General features: G+C 63.2%; 14 protein-coding genes. 5 read left to right on the forward strand and 9 right to left on the reverse strand.

Annotated elements, in window-relative coordinates; translation table 11 throughout:
• Positions 1–80 precede the first annotated feature (80 nt).
• From AC3WJP_RS26175 to AC3WJP_RS26190, 4 genes are all read right to left on the reverse strand, one after another.
• The gene (locus AC3WJP_RS26175; RefSeq protein WP_493724103.1) at positions 81–1445 is read right to left on the reverse strand and encodes a DUF1329 domain-containing protein; all 1365 of its coding nucleotides are present in this window, start codon (positions 1443–1445) and stop codon (positions 81–83) included.
• Between the two features lie 18 nt (positions 1446–1463).
• Positions 1464–3359 carry a DUF1302 domain-containing protein gene (locus AC3WJP_RS26180; RefSeq protein ID WP_493724104.1) on the reverse strand — a complete coding sequence of 632 codons (1896 nt, stop codon included), beginning with the start codon at positions 3357–3359 and terminating at the stop codon, positions 1464–1466.
• A 141-nt stretch (positions 3360–3500) separates the two neighbouring features.
• Positions 3501–5180 (reverse strand): fatty acid--CoA ligase, encoded by a 1680-nt coding sequence (locus AC3WJP_RS26185; RefSeq protein ID WP_493724105.1) that lies wholly within the window; start codon positions 5178–5180, stop codon positions 3501–3503.
• 69 nt (positions 5181–5249) lie between these two features.
• Positions 5250–5879 (reverse strand): LysE family translocator, encoded by a 630-nt coding sequence (locus AC3WJP_RS26190; protein WP_493724106.1) that lies wholly within the window; start codon positions 5877–5879, stop codon positions 5250–5252.
• Positions 5880–6077: 198 nt separating this feature from the next.
• Between AC3WJP_RS26190 and AC3WJP_RS26195 the strand changes: the two genes are divergently transcribed.
• Both AC3WJP_RS26195 and AC3WJP_RS26200 read left to right on the forward strand, forming a co-directional pair.
• Positions 6078–7043 carry a 2-hydroxyacid dehydrogenase gene (locus tag AC3WJP_RS26195; RefSeq protein ID WP_493724107.1) on the forward strand — a complete coding sequence of 322 codons (966 nt, stop codon included), beginning with the start codon at positions 6078–6080 and terminating at the stop codon, positions 7041–7043.
• Between the two features lie 32 nt (positions 7044–7075).
• Positions 7076–8074: a methyltransferase gene (locus AC3WJP_RS26200; RefSeq protein WP_493724108.1), complete on the forward strand. Its 999-nt coding sequence runs from the start codon at positions 7076–7078 to the stop codon at positions 8072–8074.
• 30 nt (positions 8075–8104) lie between these two features.
• On the opposite strand, the gene AC3WJP_RS26205 is transcribed toward AC3WJP_RS26200, so the two are convergent.
• The 4 genes from AC3WJP_RS26205 to AC3WJP_RS26220 form a co-directional block, all read right to left on the reverse strand.
• The gene (locus AC3WJP_RS26205) at positions 8105–8920 is read right to left on the reverse strand and encodes a M48 family metallopeptidase (protein WP_493724109.1); all 816 of its coding nucleotides are present in this window, start codon (positions 8918–8920) and stop codon (positions 8105–8107) included.
• Between the two features lie 202 nt (positions 8921–9122).
• Entirely contained in the window at positions 9123–9743 is a 621-nt protein-coding gene (locus AC3WJP_RS26210) for an SOS response-associated peptidase (RefSeq protein ID WP_493724110.1), read from the reverse strand.
• A gap of 46 nt (positions 9744–9789) precedes the next feature.
• Positions 9790–10050 carry a putative signal transducing protein gene (locus AC3WJP_RS26215; protein WP_493724117.1) on the reverse strand — a complete coding sequence of 87 codons (261 nt, stop codon included), beginning with the start codon at positions 10048–10050 and terminating at the stop codon, positions 9790–9792.
• Entirely contained in the window at positions 10050–10232 is a 183-nt protein-coding gene (locus tag AC3WJP_RS26220; protein ID WP_493724111.1) for a CPXCG motif-containing cysteine-rich protein, read from the reverse strand. Before AC3WJP_RS26220 ends, AC3WJP_RS26215 begins: the two co-directional genes overlap by 1 nt.
• Positions 10233–10358: 126 nt before the next feature.
• Here AC3WJP_RS26220 and AC3WJP_RS26225 point away from each other — a divergent pair, with 126 nt between their 5' ends.
• Together AC3WJP_RS26225 and AC3WJP_RS26230 are read left to right on the forward strand one after the other, a co-directional pair.
• Positions 10359–11525 (forward strand): 1-acyl-sn-glycerol-3-phosphate acyltransferase, encoded by a 1167-nt coding sequence (locus AC3WJP_RS26225; protein ID WP_493724112.1) that lies wholly within the window; start codon positions 10359–10361, stop codon positions 11523–11525.
• 183 nt (positions 11526–11708) lie between these two features.
• Positions 11709–11915, forward strand: a complete 207-nt coding sequence (locus AC3WJP_RS26230; RefSeq protein WP_493724113.1) for a hypothetical protein — start codon at positions 11709–11711, stop codon at positions 11913–11915.
• Between the two features lie 82 nt (positions 11916–11997).
• On the opposite strand, the gene AC3WJP_RS26235 is transcribed toward AC3WJP_RS26230, so the two are convergent.
• Positions 11998–12573: a YajG family lipoprotein gene (locus AC3WJP_RS26235; protein WP_493724114.1), complete on the reverse strand. Its 576-nt coding sequence runs from the start codon at positions 12571–12573 to the stop codon at positions 11998–12000.
• 785 nt (positions 12574–13358) lie between these two features.
• On the opposite strand from AC3WJP_RS26235, the gene mqo reads away from it, so the two are divergent.
• Complete coding sequence (gene mqo / locus AC3WJP_RS26240) at positions 13359–14873, forward strand: malate dehydrogenase (quinone) (protein ID WP_493724115.1); 1515 nt, start codon at positions 13359–13361, stop codon at positions 14871–14873.
• The last annotated feature ends 81 nt before the right edge of the window (positions 14874–14954 follow it).

Here is a 14954-nt window from a genome sequence, read left to right on the forward strand (position 1 = left end):
CTCTCTGGCAGCCAAGCTTGCACCCGAGTACGACACCACCTCTGTAGGAGCCAAGCTTGCTCGCGAAGGGGCCGGGCCTGCTAGCGCACACCCTCCTGACGCAACGCTGCAGGGGTAAACTCGCTGGTGCTGGCCGGCACGCCGAACTGATAGCCGCGGGCCTCCTCGTTCTTCAGGCCCAGGGCCACGTAACGGCCGGCCTGCAGGTCGTAGAGCACTTCGAACGCATACCAGGGCACCTGCACGTTGTAGTAATTCTCGGCATGGGCTTCGGCCACACGCCACAACTGCCCACGGCCATCGTAGTGATCGATGACCGCCGCCTGCCAGGTATCTTCGTCGAAATAGAAATCGCGCTTGGCATACAAATGGCGCTGGCCCGGCTTGACCGTCGCCACCACGTGCCACACCCGGCGCAACTCATAACGCGCCAGATCCTGATTGATATGCCCGGCTTGAAGTATGTCGGCATATTTCAAGGTCGGCGAATCCAGCGCGTAGCTGTTCTCGGGAATGTACAACTCCTGCTTGCCCACCAGCTGCCAGTCGTAGCGATCCGGGGCGCCGTTGAACATGTCCAGGTTGTCCGAGGTGCGCAGGCCGTCGGCGGCGGTGCCCGGGGCATCGTAGGCGGCTTGCGGCGCCCGTCGAACGCGGCGCTGACCGGCGTTGTAGAGCCAGGCCTCGCGCGGCTCGGCGACCTGATCGAGGGTCTCGTGGACCAGCAGCACGCTGCCAGCCAATCGTGCCGGCGCAGTGACTTCCTGCTTGAAATAGAACAGCACATTGCCCGGATTGGCCGGGTCGAAATCCTTCATGCGATCACGGAACACCAGCTGCTCCTGCAACGACACCGGGCTGAACGAGCCGTTCTGCTGCGGCATGGCCTGGATGATCGAGCGCTTGATGCTGCCACCGCGATAACGGGTGATGTGGTTCCAGATCACTTCCAGGCCGTTCTGCGGCAGCGGGAACGGCACCGCGCTGGTGAAGTCCTGCAAGCCATTGCCATCGGCCACCAGCGTGGTTTGCGTGGCGTTGCGGCGGATGGCGGCGAAGATGTCGTCCGGCACCGTGGCACCACGATGAGCGGTGTAGACCGGCATCCGATAGCTGCTGGGGTAACGCTTGAACAGCGCCAGTTGCCCGGGCGACAGCTTGGCCTTGTACTGCTCGACATTCTGCGCGGTGATGATGAACAGCGGCTTTTCATTGGCGTACGGATTGCCCAGAAAGCCGCGCTCGTCCACTGGCGCCGCCGTCTTGGCCATAGGCGTCCAGGGCGGGATGCTGCCATCGGCGTTGCCCGCGCGCTCGGCGCCCATCGGTGTCAGGTTGGCGCCCAGGTGCTTGGCCTCGGCCGCAGACACCTGCGCCAGGACGTCGGTGGCGCACAGGGCCAGGCCCAGGATGGCGAAATGTAAAAGGACTTTGGTAGCGTTCATCGATAGAGCCCCCCGGCGCTAGAAGTTCACACCGAAACTCAGTGAAGCGAAGTCCCGATCATCGACCGTGCTGTATTTGCCATCGAAGAAATTGGTGTACGACAGGCTCGCGGTGTAGGTGTTCTGGTATTCCGCATCGAGCCCGAGGCTGACCGCCTTGCGCCCTTCCTCGAAGTTGCCCCCAGGGCCCGGCGAATAACCATCGACGTCATGGGACCAGGCGATATTGGGCTTGAGGTTGACTCCGGCGATCACATTGTTGAACTCCCAGATCGCCCGCGCCCGGTAGCCCCAGGAGTCGGTGGTGGTGTAGCCGTCGTTCTCGCAATAGCGGCTGACGCCGTTCTGCCCGGCGCCGGCCAGCGTGCCGCTGTTGAGGCGCTGGCAGGTGCCGTTGCCCAGCGGGCCGGGGCCGTAACTGGCGTCGCGGCCGTAACGCAGCTTGGAGGTGCTGTCGAGCCCACCGACGTGGGTCCAGCCGACCTCGCCCACCAGCGTCAGACGGTCGGCGCCCATCACCTGATCGAAGAAATGCGTAAGGCTGGTCTGCAGCTGGGTGATTTCCTTGCGGCGATACCCCTGCTGATCGCTGCCCGGGGTGCCGGTCAATTGCGAGACGCCGGGCACTGCCAGGCCGGAATAGAGAATGTCCGTGGTGTTGATCTGGATCGGCGCGTTGGGCCGGTAGCTCACCTCGCCGTTCCAGGCCGTGCCCGACGGCAAGGTGGTGGCGAAACTCAGGCCATACAGGCGAATGTCCTCGGGGTATTCGAGGTAGTAGTTGGAGTTGGCCGTAACCACCGTCGGCACCAGCGCCTGGGCCGCCGCCGGCGACAACCCGGCCGCCCGCAACGCTGCAGCGCTGGAGTAAGCGCTGGCGGGCGCGGCGTGGCCGCTGAACATCGGCAAGCGGCTGTGGTAATTCATGAAGTAGGCACCGAACTCGGTGTCCAGCGGGTCGTACATATAACGCAGAGCCAGGCCGAACTGGCCGCTGTCGCGGGCATCGCGATCGGCGCCGCGGTGTACGATCACGCCTTCGTCCGGCGAGCCATAGCTGACGCCCTGCGCTGCCAGAGCCGCCGCCGCGGCAGCACGCTGCCCGGCCGGCAGGCGCGCCAAGGTGGAGCTCTGAGTGCCGAGCACGCCGAGGTTGTCGTTGCAGCCGCCGGTGATCACGTCGGACTGCGAGAAGAAGGTGCCGCAGTTGTCGTTGACCGTCGCCTTCCAGCCGATCTGATAAAAGCCCTCGGCGGTGAGGTTGTCGGTCAGGCTCTGGGACAAATAGAACATGTTGACCGGGATCAAGCCTTCCTTGATCTCGGCGCCTGGGCGACGGAACGCGGAAACGTCGATCGGGTTGACGCTGTTGATGCCGCCGCCGATGAAGGTGCTCTCGCCCCAGTTGACCACTTGCTTGCCCAGGCGCACGGTGCCGGGCAGATCGCCAATGGCGAAGTTGTGGTAGACGAAGGCATCGAGGAACTCGGCGCCCGACGACCGCGCGCCTTCTTCACGCCCCGAGTCGCTGATATCGCTGAAGCGCTGGTTTTCATCCTTGAGCTGGAAGTCGTACCAGTACTTGCCGCGCACGAACAGGCCGCTGTCGCCGTATTTCAGCTCCAGGTCGTGCACGCCCTTGAAGATCTTGCTGAAGGCGTCGCCGGCTTTGTAATTCAAGCGGCCATTGTCCGCCGATTGCGACAAGCCGACGCCGCCGTTGTTGGCGCCGATCAGGTGACGATCAGGATTTTGCGTCGACCAACTGGTGCCGATCGACAGCGATGAGTCGAACTGCCCCTCGACATCGCCGACGTTGAACGCGATGCCATAGGCCGGCGCCGCCAACGATGAGGCGAAGCCGATGGCCAATGGCAGCCTGGCCAGCTGCCAGAGTGAAGGTGCTGAGGCCATCGGCCCTCTCCCACGGATAATGTCATTTGGCCAGCGTCAAAGCGATGACAAGCCCGAAAGCGAGATTGTAACAAGGCGCATGCAGGAAGACAGGTCCTCAATGAATAGTTTTCACGGCCATTCGGTCCTCACCTGCTGCGCTCACAATGACGACAGGAACGGACTGTTATCGGCCTGCCACGCCAGGACTTCAACTCGGATTCGCTTCTTGTCGAGCTTGCCCACGCTGGTCTTGGGTATCTCGCTGACCACGGCGATCTGACTGGGGATGGCCCACTTGTTGATCAGCCCCAATTCGACGAACGGTAGCAGGTGCGCCTTGAGCGACTGCGCATCCAGCGCCTGACCGTCCCGGGGCACCAGCAGCGCGAAAGGCCGCTCGCCCCATTGCGCATCGGCCATGCCCACCACCGCGACCTCGCGCACGCCAGGGTGGCGGCTGATCAAGTCTTCGAGTTCCAGGGACGACACCCATTCGCCGCCGGTCTTGATCACGTCCTTGATGCGATCGCGGATGTCGATCACGCCCATGGTGTCCAGCGTGGCAACGTCGCCGGTGTGCATCCAGCCGCCCTCCCAGAGTTCGGCGCCCTTCTGCGGCTCGCGAAAATACCCCATGCTCAACCAGGGCGCGCGCAGCACCAGTTCGCCCTGGGTTTCGCCATCGGCCGGCAGGAACTTGCCGTCGCTGTCGACGATGGCGGCATCGACCAGCGGCACCGGCACGCCCGCCTTGATCCGATAGGTGACGCGCAGTTCGTCGCTGCCGGCCTGCAACTCCTCGTTGAAATGCGCGCAGGAGATCAGCGGGCAGGTTTCCGACATGCCGTAGGCGGCGGTCAGCTGGATGCCGCGGGCCTTGGCCGCCTCGTAAAGCCCGCGATTGAGAGCGCTGCCGCCGATGATGATCTTCCAGCCGCCGAAATCGGTATTTTCGCCGCCCTTGGCGTTGAGCAGCATCTGCAGGATGGTCGGCACGCAGTGAGAAAAACTGACCTGCTCCTTGCGCCACAGATTGACCAGCATGTCGGGCTCGTAGCGCCCTGGGTAGACCTGCTTGATGCCCATCATGGTGGCCACGTACGGGATGCCCCAGGCATGCACGTGGAACATCGGCGTGATCGGCATATAGACGTCATCGGTGCCCATCAGGCGCACGCTGTCGACGCTGCCGGTGATGGTCGCCGCCGTCAGCGTATGCAGCACCAACTGGCGATGGGTGAAATACACGCCCTTGGGATTACCGGTGGTGCCGGTGGTGTAGAAGGTGGTGGCCACCGAGTTTTCATCGAAATCCGGAAAGTCATACTGGCTGCTGGCACCCGCCAGCAGTTGCTCGTACTCACCCACCAGGTTGGGCAAGTCGGCGGTCTTCTCGCTGCCGTCGGTCAGCAGCAGAGTGTTCTTCACCGTGGTCAACTGGCTCGCCAGCGCCTGGTACAGAGGCACGAACTCGCTGTTGACCAGCACCAGTCTGTCCTCGGCGTGGTTCATGGTGTAGAGAATCTGTTCCGGCGACAGGCGCACGTTGATGGTGTGGATCACCGCGCCGATCATCGGAATGGCGAACATGCACTCCAGATAGCGGTGGCTGTCCCATTCCATGACCGCCACGGTGTCGCCCGGCTGCACGCCGGCGGCGACCAGCACGTTGGCGAGGCGCGAGATGCGTTCGGTCAGGGTTGGGTAGCTGTAGCGCACCAGGTCGCGGTAGACGATTTCGCGGGTTTTCTCGTAGCGGCTGCCCGACAACAGCAGCCGCTTGATCAGCAGAGGGAAACTATAGGCACCGTCAGCGGGTGGAATAACGCGAGTCTGCATCTCGGGAGTCCTTTGGCTAAGTGCAAGAGTCTGCTAATGACCCTAGCACCGCACGCCGGATTCGCCCATTCAGTGCATCTCGGTCAGCGCAATCTTCACTCCCAGGGCAATCAGCACGGCGCCCATGGTGCGGTCGAACCAATGCCCCATGCGGGCGAAACCGGCGCGCACGCGCTGCTGGCTGAACAGCAGCGCCACCAGGCAGAACCATGCCGCAGTGGCCGCGGCCAGGTAAACCCCATAACCGGCCTGCACCGCCAGCGGCGTGTGGGGGTTGATCACCACAGTGAACAGCGAAAGGAAAAACAGCGTGGCTTTGGGGTTCAGGCCGTTGGTCATGAACCCGGCCCGGTAAGCCGCGCCCGCCGAACGCTCGACCGGCAGCGCCGCAACGCTGTCATCCCCGGCAACCGCCGGCTTGGCGCGCAACGCCTTGAAGCCGATGTACAGCAGGTAGGCCGCGGCCAGCCACTTGAGCAGATTGAACAGCACGATGGACTGCGAAACGATCAAGCCGATGCCCAGCAGCGAATAGCCGACGTGGAGGAAAATCGCCGAACCGACGCCCAGGGCGGTCCAGATCCCGGCGCGTCGGCCATGGGCCACGCTTTCGCGCACCACCACGGCGAAATCCGGACCGGGGCTGGCCACCGCCAGCAGGTGAATCAGCGCCACGGTCAAAAATTCTGCCCAATACATGCCAGTACCTCACGATTCATTCAGAAACAATTCTTAAAGGATGACAACACGATCGCCCTGTAGCGGGGGGGCTTGCCCCCGAATGCGCTTGATCCAGGACATCTTGGTCGCTGACTTGCCGATTCGGGGGCAAGCCCCCTCGCTACACTTATCCCAGTGATCATAAAGTCTCGATTTCAGACAAGACAGGTACAGTTGATGAGCAATCTTCGCCGCGCGGTTTTTCTCGACTACAGCACACTGGATCTGGGCGATCTCGATTTCGCCCCGCTGCACGCAGCCTTCGACGAGCTGCAACTGCATGCCAGCACCCTCCCCGAGCAGACCATCGCGCACCTGCAAGGCGCCAGCGTGGCCATCACCAACAAGGCGGTGATCGACGCCACCGTGCTCAAGGCCTGCCCGGACCTCAAGCTGATCCTGCTCGCCGCCACCGGCACCAATAACGTCGACCTGGCCGCGGCTCGCGCTCAAGGCGTCAGCGTCTGCAACTGCCAGGGTTACGGCACGCCGTCGGTGGCTCAACACACTCTGATGCTGCTGCTGGCCCTGGCCACCCGGGTCAGCGATTACCAGAAGGCCATCGCCGACGGCGCCTGGCAGCGCTCCAAGCAGTTCTGCCTGCTGGACTTCCCGATCGTCGAGCTCGAAGGCAAGACCCTCGGCCTGCTCGGCCAGGGCGAACTGGGCAGCGCCGTCGCGCGTCTGGCCGAAGCCTTCGGCATGCGCGTGCTGTCCGGGCAGATTCCGGGCCGCCCGGCACGCCCCGACCGCGTGCCGCTCGATGAGCTGCTGGGCCAGGTCGACGCGCTGACCCTGCATTGCCCGCTCAACGAGCACACGCGGCACATGATCGGCGCCCGCGAACTGAACCTGATGAAACCCGGTGCCTTTATCGTCAACACCGCCCGCGGCGGCATCATCGATGAACAGGCTCTGGCCGATGCCTTGCGCAGTGGACAACTGGGCGGTGCCGCTACGGACGTGCTCAGCGTCGAGCCACCGGTCAACGGCAACCCGCTGCTGGCCGATGACATCCCGCGCCTGATCATCACCCCGCACAGCGCCTGGGGCAGCCGCGAGGCCCGCCAGCGCATCGTCGGGCAACTGGCCGACAACGCCAGCGGGTTCTTCGCCGGTGCGCCGCTGCGCCAAGTGAACTGATAGACTGCCGGACTTTTTTCAGGAGCCATTTCATGGACCCGCGCAGTGAAGTGTTGCTTCGTCAGGCCGATTCGTTTCAAGGCCGCTGGCTGATGGCCGGCCTCCCGGCCGACGACCTGCTCGGGCAACTGCCCAAGGCTTGCGGATGGAGCTGGCATGCCGGCGACCATGCCGCGCTGGAGGCGCGCTTCGCCGGGCGCAGCCAGTTCGGTACCGAAGCGCCGAATGCCGAGATCGACGGCGCGGTATTGTTCCTGCCCAAGGCCCGCGACCTCACGCTTTACCTGCTCAACGCCCTGGCCTCGCGCCTGGCCGGCCGCACCTTGTATCTGGTCGGCGAGAAGCGCGGCGGTATCGAGGGCGCGGCCAAGCAACTGCACGCCTTCGGCAAGCCACGCAAGATCGACAGCGCTCGGCACTGCCAGCTCTGGGCGGTGGATATCGAGACGGCCCCTGAACCTGTCGCCCTGGAGAGCCTGGCGCAGCGATACGAGCTGGAGCTTGCCGACGGGCCGTTGACCGTCATCAGCCTGCCCGGGGTGTTCAGCCACGGCCGACTGGATCGCGGCACCGCGCTGCTGCTCGACTTCCTCGATGGTCTGCCGACCGGCCACGTGCTCGATTTCGGCTGCGGCGCCGGGGTCCTGGGGGCGATGATCAAACGTCGCTACCCCGCATCCCAGCTGACCCTGCTGGACGTCGACGCCTTCGCCGTGGCCAGCAGCCGCTTGACCCTGGCCGCCAATGGCCTGGAAGCAGAAGTGATCATCGGTGATGGCATCGACGCTGCCCCGCAGCCGCTGGCCGCGATCCTCAGCAACCCGCCGTTTCATACCGGGGTGCATACCGATTATCGGGCGTCGGAAACCATGCTGAAAAAATCCCGCGAGCATCTGCAAAAAGGCGGCGAATTGCGGATCGTCGCCAACGCTTTCCTGCGCTATCAGCCGCTCATGCAAGAGCATGTCGGGCCCTGCAAGACGCTGCACGAGGGTGGCGGCTTCAAGATCTACAGCGCCATTCGCGGTTAACGGACTGGCCGCGAATGGCGTGGGTTGGCGTCAGGACTTTTTCGCTTGCTGATACAGCGGCATCACCTTGGGGATCGCCGCCTGCAACGAACTGATGCGATTGGCCGATGCCGGGTGGGTGCTCATGAACTCTGGTGGTGCGGCGCCATTGGCAGCAGCGCCCATCTTGTTCCATAGGGTGATCGCCGCGTTCGGGTCATAGCCGGCTCGCGCCGATAGTTCCAGGCCGATGAGGTCCGCCTCGTTTTCATTGCTGCGGCTATTGGGCAGGGTCAGGCTGTACTGCACCACGGTGTCGGCCAGCTGCAAGCTGTTCTCGCCCAAGCCGAGAAATGCACCCGCGCCCTGGCGCGCCATCTGCACACCGTAGGCTTTGGACATGGCTTCGCGGCCGTGTTCGCGCAGGGCATGGGCGATTTCGTGCCCCATCACTGCCGCCAGTTCGTCGTCGGTCAGCTTGAGCTGATCGATCAAGCCGCTGTAGACGATGATCTTGCCGCCAGGCCCGCAGTTGGCGTTGAGCTCGTCACTCTTGATGACGTTGACTTCCCACTGCCACTGCGCCGCATCGGCACGCAGTTTCGGCGCCTGGGCGATCAGGCGGTTGGCGATCGCCTGCACGCGCTTGGCGTCGGCGGTGTCTTTTTCCAATACGCCCTTGCTGCTGGCCTCGCCGACGGTTTCCTTATAGGACTGGGCGTACATCTGGTTGACCTGATCGGTCGACAGCATGCTGAACATGTACTGTTTGCGCTCGACGCCTACGGCGTCGCCACTGGTGGTGTTGACCGCCTGGCAACCCGCCAGGGCGATGGCGGCCGACAATGTAACTAAAGCCTTACGCATGACACTCTCCCGAAAAGTGACGGATATCCTAGGGCGCCTTGCCCATGGATGCCAGTTCTCAGCGGCAAAAGTATCAACACCAATACAATCGTCAGTCTCACCACCCTGTAGCGAGGGGGCTTGCCCCCGAAAGGATAGTGCAGCGACATCACTGTGCCTGACAGTACGCCATCGGGGGCAAGCCCCCTCGCTACAGGGTCCGTCACGCGGGCGTCAGACACTCCGGCGCATTGAGCTTGGGATCGTTGATCAGATTGGCGAGCGGCCGTTCGCGCAGCGGCTGCTGCGGGCTGGCGAGCAGCGAATGGAGCACCGCCAGCGGCGTTTCAGGATCGAGCCAGGCGGCCTGCCCCGCCGCGTCGAGCAGCAACGGCCGACGCTGGCTGGCGGCCGCCTGGGTCACCACGGCGGTGCTGAGCCAGGTATGCCCCTGCACCGGATAGGCCTCCCACACCGCCGCGAAAAACAGAGAAGAGCCCTCCCCCGGGGTCAACCAGAACGGCTGCTTGCGCAGCGAACCGCGCCATTCATAAAAGCCATTGGCCGGGATCAGGCAGCGGCGCAGGCGAAAGGCATCGCGAAACATCGGCTGCTCGGCCAGGGTTTCGGCGCGGGCATGGGCCGGGGTGCGGGACAGATCGGTGAGCCAGGGCGGCGTCAGGCCCCAGCGCGCGCGCACCAGTTCCCGGCCTTCGCCTGCCGCACGCTGGATCAACACGTTGTCGCCTGGCGAAATGTTCCACTGCGCCTGCTGATCGGCGGGGAACCCCGGCAGTGCCGCGAACGACGGCGACCAGCGGAAAAGGGCAAAACGTCCACACATGGCTAGATACGACTCTTGGCAAAGGGTGCCATCGACGCGGGCAGGCTCAACACAGCAGCTCGCCCGCATAGTTCTCGGGCTCATCGCCCGGGACCGGCAGGGCGCTAGTGTACTCGGCGATGAGCTGGCGTGCGTACTCGGCCTGGTCATTGTCGACCGTCATGCCCAACAAGCCCATGGCGGGCAGCTCGCCCATGCCGCCCACCAGATCACGCCCGGCCAGGTGCGCCGTGATGCCCTCGCTGGCAAGCATCGACAGCAGCATCTCGGCTTCCATCAGGTTGGCCGGTTCGTAGATGCGTTGCATCATTCGTTCTCGCTATAGACTTCAAGCAGCCATTCCTGGCCATCGGTCTGCAGCACGAAATTGATCGGCCGGCAGCACACCGGGCAATCCTCGATGTATTGCTGGTCGCCACCGGAAAGGTCCAGTACCGCCTCGGCCGGCTCGCCGCAATAAGGGCATTCGTAGGGTTCGGTTTCGAGCATCGGGGCCTCGCTGATCAGTTATGCGTATAATCGGCGGTCTGTTGCAGGGTCAGTCGTAGTACCGAGAGCGTATCGCCCGGTGTTCGGACCCCGCCTAATTACATTAGCCGTTTCCAACAAGAGAGCATGATGGGCGAATTCGATGCCATCCGACCGTACGACGATAGCGAAGTCGCAGCCGTTCTGAAGCGTCTGCTCAGTGACCAGGCGTTTCTCGATATCCTCGTTCATTTCCGCTTCCCCAAATTTGCCGGTGCCCTGGGTTGGCTGCTCAAGCCCATGATCGCCAAGAAGCTGCGCCGTGAGTTCGCCGGCATCGACAGTGTCGCTACCTTGCAGGACAAGGTCGAGTTCTACGTCGACCATACCATTGACCGCGCCACGGACGGTGTGACCTACACCGGCGTCGAGCAGTTCAAGTCCGGCAGCGCCTATCTGTTTTTCGCCAATCACCGCGACATCGTCATGGACCCGGCCTTCGTCAACTATGCCGTCTACCATGCCGGCCTGCCGACCCCGCGCATCGCCATTGGCGACAACCTCCTGCAAAAGCCTTTCGTCAGTGACCTGATGCGCTTGAACAAGAGCTTCATCGTGCACCGCTCGATCAGCGGGCGCCGGGAAAAGCTCGCGGCTTACCAGTTGCTGTCGGCCTACATCAATCACTCGATCCGCAACGACATCGCCTCGATCTGGATCGCTCAGGCCGAAGGCCGCGCCAAGGACGGTGACGACCGTACCGAGTCGGCCATCCTGAAGATGTTCCACATGAGCCGCAAGGACGAGCCGTTCGGTGAAGTCATCCAGTCGCTGAACCTGACGCCGGTGTCGATCAGCTACGAGTACGACCCCTGCGATCAGGCCAAGGCCCGCGAGCTGTATATCCGCGCCACCACCGGCAGCTACACCAAGGCGCCGGGCGAAGATGACATCAGCATCGCCCTGGGCATCACCGGCTACAAGGGCCGCGTGCATGTGAACTTCGCCGCGCCGCTCACCGAGGCGATCGACGACACCAAGCTGCTGGCGAGCGAGATCGATCGGCAGATTCTGGGTGGCTATCGCTTGTTCCCAGTGCACTACCTGGCCTACGCGCAGTGGGCCGATGCCGATCCGGCGCTGCAGGTGCCCGCCGCCAGCACGCTGTTCCCCGCCGATGAGCTGGCGCGCGCCCAGGCCGAATGGCAACGGCGCCTGGATGCCTGCCCGGCCGAGCAACGGCCGTATCTGGTGCTGCAATACGCCACTCCGGTGCGCAATCAGTATCGGGTCAAGGCGGGCATTGCCCTCTAGGCAACTGTAGCAAGAGGGCTCGCCCCCGAAGGACAAGTCAGCCACCTAAACGGGTGTGTTAGTGAGTTTTTCGGGGGCGAGCCCCCTCGCTACAGGGTGCGCTAAATCCTCCTGTCACACGCTCGTCATTCAAACAAGCCATGCTGCTGCACCGAATCGAACCGGACTGCCACGGAGCTTGTCATGCTGCACGCCCAAAACCAGGATCGCCTCTACCTGATCGCCCCCAGCGACGAGCAAGAAGCGCTGATCGACGCCCTCGCCTTCAACGTGCAAGACCGCAACTGGCTGGTCTACTGCGCCTTGGGCGGCCATCAGCACGTGAACTGGCCGGAGCTCGATGCGGGCACCGGCATCAGCCTGCTGGATTTCTATGTCGAGGCAGCCTGATTCCCGTTTCAGGCACGCACTAAAAAGCCCGCCCCATCGGTGAGATGGCGGCGGGCTTTTTACGCTTTTTATGCCAGGACCGTTACTGCGACAGCTTCTGGCCGATGGTCGGGTCCTGGAACAGGCGGGTCAGGGCATCGCTCAACACGTCGCCGACCAGCTTGGTGTTGGTTTCCTGATTCGGCGCCATGCCGAAACGCTGGTTCAGCGAAGCCGCGTAACGGCCACTGTAGCTGCCGCCCGAGTTGCGCACATCGGCGCGGAAATTGGCGCTGATGGTCGCTTCGGTCACGTACATGCCTTCTTTGGGCGACTGGTACTTGAGGTCGGTCAGGGTCACGGTCAGCTCCGGGCCGCTGCTGCTCGGAGTGAAGCCCAGCAGACGCACCGCAGCTTCGGTCTGAGCCTGCAGCTTGGGCACGATGTCATTGGCGTTGACGGTCACGGAGCTGGTCTCGGGATACAACCCGCCGCGCGTGCCGAGGGTCGGTGAAGCGCGGCCATCGACGACACGCACGATCACTGGCTGGCCGTGGCCGACCGCGGCCAATTGCGCGGTCACGCGAGGTTGCGGGCTGAGTTGCTGCGGGCTGTTGGCACAACCGGCCAGCGTCAGGGTGGTCACTGCGATCAAACCGAACAACAGGCGTTGCAACATGCTCAAGTCTCCAGGGTTAGGCACTAGCGGCGCAGTATAGCGGGCGCAACCGCCGTGCGGTACAGCCTCGATTCGTGGACCTGCGGCGGCGCCAGCGGTTCCTGTCACAGGGCTGTAACCCGCGCATGCCGTGGGTCTGGCTGGACGACCATAAGGCTATGCAATAAAAGTCCATAAATCAGGACAAATGCGCCGCGTTCGCCGTTATAATCTCCCCCCGATTATAAGGACGTCTCCTGATCGGGCCTCGCAGCACCGCCAATGCTCAGCATTTGCCCCCTCGCACCGCCCACAGAGAGCCGCCCACAGAGGTCAAGCATTACGGTGTGCCTGCCTGTTCGGTACTCTTGTCTTGACCCCAGGGTTGCGCCACGCGCTGCACGGCGAACCTTTTTTTGAGGTTCACGACTCCAAAAGAGCGTGAAAAACACGGGTTTTCACAACTTCACAAGAGTGTGGCGAGCAAAATGAACAATATTGCATCAGCAAATGCACCGTTACTCCGCCCTGCGTGCCCCGGCTCGATCCAGGCGCATCCACAGACCCAAATGAACCGGCACGGCAGCTCCTGTTCACAACAAGAGTGACGCATCGGGTGTCGATCCGGCCGTCTCGACCAATGGTCGAATTGCGTCCCGCGCTCTGGCGTGAGTTCATGCTCACCTCAGGCCGGACAGCAAACGCCCGCCGACACTGCAAGGATTTTGCTACGAATCGGACATGGGCTGTCCAGAATCAGGATCCCATGTTGTCAATTTGGTGCTGAAGATTTTGGAGACGCGTTAATGGCGCAGAATGAAGCAGTCGATGCGGTACTGGTAGGCGCGGGCATCATGAGTGCCACCCTGGCCGTACTGCTCAAAGAGCTTGATCCAACCCTGCGACTGGAAGTCGTCGAGCTGATGGATTCGGGAGCCGCCGAGAGTTCCAACCCCTGGAACAACGCCGGTACCGGCCACGCCGGCCTGTGCGAGCTGAACTACACGCCGCAGGCCGCCGATGGTTCGATCGACATCAAAAAAGCCGTACACATCAACACTCAGTTCGAGGTGTCCAAGCAGTTCTGGGCCTACCTCACGCAAAAGAGCACCTTTGGCTCGGCCAAGTCGTTCATCAGCCCTGTCCCGCACCTGAGCTACGTCGAAGGCGACAAGGGCGTGGCCTACCTGAAAAAACGCTTCGAGGCGCTCAAGCCGCATCACGCCTTCGCCAGCATGCAGTACACCGAAGACAAGACGCTGATGAACGAGTGGATGCCGTTGATGATGCCCGGCCGTCCAGCCGACCAGCACATCGCCGCCACCCGCGTGCAAAAGGGCACCGACGTCAACTTCGGCGCCCTGACCAACAAGCTGCTCGGCCATCTGGCCAGCGCCGCCGACGCGCAGGTCAAATACTCCAAGCGCGTCACCGGCCTGCGCCGTAACGGCAGCGGCTGGACTGTCGAGATCAAAGACGTCAACAGCGGCAGCACCCGCCAACTGAATGCGCGTTTTGTCTTCCTCGGGGCAGGCGGTGCGGCCTTGCCACTGCTGCAAGCCTCGGGTATCGAAGAAGGCAAGGGCTTCGGCGGCTTCCCGGTCAGCGGCCAGTGGCTGCGTTGCGACAATCCGGAAATCGTCAAGCAGCATCAGGCCAAGGTCTACAGCCAGGCCGCAGTGGGCTCGCCACCGATGTCGGTGCCGCACCTGGACACCCGTGTGGTCGACGGCAAGAAGTCCCTGCTGTTCGGGCCTTACGCCGGCTTCACCACCAAGTTCCTCAAGCACGGCTCGATCCTCGACCTGCCCAAGTCGGTCCGGGCCGGCAACCTCGGGCCGATGCTGGCCGTGGCCCGCGACAACATGGACCTGACCAAGTACCTGATCAGCGAAGTGATGCAGTCCATGGAGCAACGCCTCGAATCGCTGCGGCGCTTCTATCCGGGCGCGCGGGCTGAAGACTGGCGCCTGGAAGTGGCCGGTCAGCGTGTGCAGATCATCAAGAAGGACGCCAAGAAAGGCGGTGTGCTGCAGTTCGGTACCGAGCTGGTGTCCGCAGCCGATGGCAGCCTGGCGGCGTTGCTGGGGGCCTCTCCGGGCGCCTCGGTCACGGTGTCGATCATGCTTGAGCTGATCGAGCGTTGCTTCCCCGAGCAGTACAGGTCCGAAGCCTGGACCACCAAGCTCAAGGAAATCTTCCCGGCACGGGAAAAGGCCCTGGAAAGCGATGCCGAACTGTACAACCGGGTCAGCGCGCAGAGTGATGCGCGTCTGGAACTGGTCGAGTCGACGCCAGCGCCGCTCGCTTCATCGCTGTAACCCTGTAGCGAGGGGGCTTGCCCCCGATAGCGGTTGACCAGTCACAGAGATGTCGCTGACACCCTTATCGGGGGCAAGCCC

It is taken from the genome of Pseudomonas sp. GW821-FHT01A09, assembly GCF_058986725.1.

Excerpts from the sequence above, each read along its gene's own strand:
- AC3WJP_RS26200 (WP_493724108.1), top strand. The coding sequence starts at position 7,076 with ATGGACCCGCGCAGTGAAGTGTTGCTTCGTCAGGCCGATTCGTTTCAA.
- AC3WJP_RS26195 (WP_493724107.1), top strand. The coding sequence starts at position 6,078 with ATGAGCAATCTTCGCCGCGCGGTTTTTCTCGACTACAGCACACTGGAT.
- AC3WJP_RS26220 (WP_493724111.1), bottom strand. The coding sequence starts at position 10,232 with ATGCTCGAAACCGAACCCTACGAATGCCCTTATTGCGGCGAGCCGGCC.
- AC3WJP_RS26180 (WP_493724104.1), bottom strand. The coding sequence starts at position 3,359 with ATGGCCTCAGCACCTTCACTCTGGCAGCTGGCCAGGCTGCCATTGGCC.
- mqo (WP_493724115.1), top strand. The coding sequence starts at position 13,359 with ATGGCGCAGAATGAAGCAGTCGATGCGGTACTGGTAGGCGCGGGCATC.
- AC3WJP_RS26230 (WP_493724113.1), top strand. The coding sequence starts at position 11,709 with ATGCTGCACGCCCAAAACCAGGATCGCCTCTACCTGATCGCCCCCAGC.
- AC3WJP_RS26185 (WP_493724105.1), bottom strand. The coding sequence starts at position 5,180 with ATGCAGACTCGCGTTATTCCACCCGCTGACGGTGCCTATAGTTTCCCT.
- AC3WJP_RS26235 (WP_493724114.1), bottom strand. The coding sequence starts at position 12,573 with ATGTTGCAACGCCTGTTGTTCGGTTTGATCGCAGTGACCACCCTGACG.
- AC3WJP_RS26210 (WP_493724110.1), bottom strand. The coding sequence starts at position 9,743 with ATGTGTGGACGTTTTGCCCTTTTCCGCTGGTCGCCGTCGTTCGCGGCA.
- AC3WJP_RS26225 (WP_493724112.1), top strand. The coding sequence starts at position 10,359 with ATGATGGGCGAATTCGATGCCATCCGACCGTACGACGATAGCGAAGTC.
- AC3WJP_RS26175 (WP_493724103.1), bottom strand. The coding sequence starts at position 1,445 with ATGAACGCTACCAAAGTCCTTTTACATTTCGCCATCCTGGGCCTGGCC.
- AC3WJP_RS26215 (WP_493724117.1), bottom strand. The coding sequence starts at position 10,050 with ATGCAACGCATCTACGAACCGGCCAACCTGATGGAAGCCGAGATGCTG.
- AC3WJP_RS26205 (WP_493724109.1), bottom strand. The coding sequence starts at position 8,920 with ATGCGTAAGGCTTTAGTTACATTGTCGGCCGCCATCGCCCTGGCGGGT.
- AC3WJP_RS26190 (WP_493724106.1), bottom strand. The coding sequence starts at position 5,879 with ATGTATTGGGCAGAATTTTTGACCGTGGCGCTGATTCACCTGCTGGCG.